At 44.7% G+C, this 1,344-nt stretch carries 2 protein-coding genes; both read right to left on the bottom strand.

Annotated features, from left to right (window positions below):
• Nucleotides 1–219: AAA family ATPase (locus R7P35_RS24590; protein ID WP_318092964.1), on the bottom strand; the 219-nt coding region annotated here is incomplete at its 3' end.
• Nucleotides 220–339: 120 nt separating this feature from the next.
• Nucleotides 340–1,344 (bottom strand): BCCT family transporter (locus R7P35_RS24585; RefSeq protein ID WP_318092962.1); only part of this gene is annotated, 1,005 nt, incomplete at its 5' end.

The following is a 1,344-nucleotide window of genomic DNA, read 5'->3' as shown; positions in this document are numbered from 1 at the left end:
TATTTTCCCTTTGTTCAACCATTTGCGCGTTTGTTCAAAACACCATTCGTGCGCTTGCGGAAGCAAAGACGGATTGAAGTGGTACTCGCCTTTCTCATTCTCAAAATACATGTCGGCTTCGAAATGCTTCGCATCGAAATCTTTTACCAATTGTTTCGCCAAGGTTGTTTTTCCTGAGCCAGGAAGACCACGAATGAGAATAAGTTTAGCAAGCGACATAATGCAGTTGAGTGATGAAAAAGAAGCCCAAACTGTAACGGAATTTCTTAAAAAGAAAAGCAGAAATAAAAATGCCGAGCAATGAATGCTCGGCATTGAGTATTAATTTATCAACATCGATTAGCGGTAAGCGGAAAGCTCGGTACGTAAACCTTTCACCAAACTCACGCACATCAACAGCAGAACAAAGGTAAATGGCAAGCCGGTCGCAACCACACCAGACTGTAGCGCTTGTAAGGCTTCTTTACCGCCAACCCAGAGCATAACGGCGGCAATTGAACCCTCGATACACGCCCAGAAAATTCGCTGTGGAACGGGAGCATCAATCTTACCGCCCGCAGTGATACTGTCGATAACCAATGAACCGGAGTCAGATGAGGTGATAAAGAACACCAAAATCAAAACAATCGACAGAATAGAAATCACTGAGCTGTATGGTAATACATCGTAAACATGAAATAGTGTCAGTGAAATATCCGTTAAACCATTCGCACCCAATTCACCAACTTTGTTCACGACCTGATCAAGCGCAATACCACCAAATACTGACATCCAAACCAATGTTACCAACGTCGGAATCACGATGACTGCGAACAAAAATTCTCGAACGGTACGGCCTTTCGATACGCGAGCGATAAACATACCCACAAACGGAGACCAAGATACCCACCAAGCCCAGTAGAACACTGTCCAACCGTGCATCCACGTTTCGTCTTCACGACCATGCGGGTTACTCAACGGAATGATGTTTTGGATGTATGCCATTGTCGTGTCGACTAATGAACCCATCGCAGTATCAAAGGTAATGAACGTAATAAAAATAAGCAGAGCAAACGCAACGATCATATTGACGTTACTTAGGAGTTTGACACCGCCGTCAATACCACGAACAACAGAAAGCACAGCAATAAAGGTTACAAACGCAATCACCACCATTTGTGTACCGATGCCGCCGTTTAAACCAAATACATGGTTAATACCACTGGTTGCCTGCTGAGCACCCAAACCAAGAGAAGTCGCAAGACCGAACAACGTCGAAAGTACAGCAAGGATATCGATAACGTGACCTAACCAGCCCCATGCACGGTCACCAAAAATTGGGTAAAACGCCGCGCGCAATGAAAG

This window comes from Vibrio sp. Vb0304 (assembly GCF_033338995.1).
Taxonomy (GTDB): domain Bacteria; phylum Pseudomonadota; class Gammaproteobacteria; order Enterobacterales; family Vibrionaceae; genus Vibrio; species Vibrio alginolyticus.
This window is presented reverse-complemented; position numbering and strand designations above follow the sequence as displayed.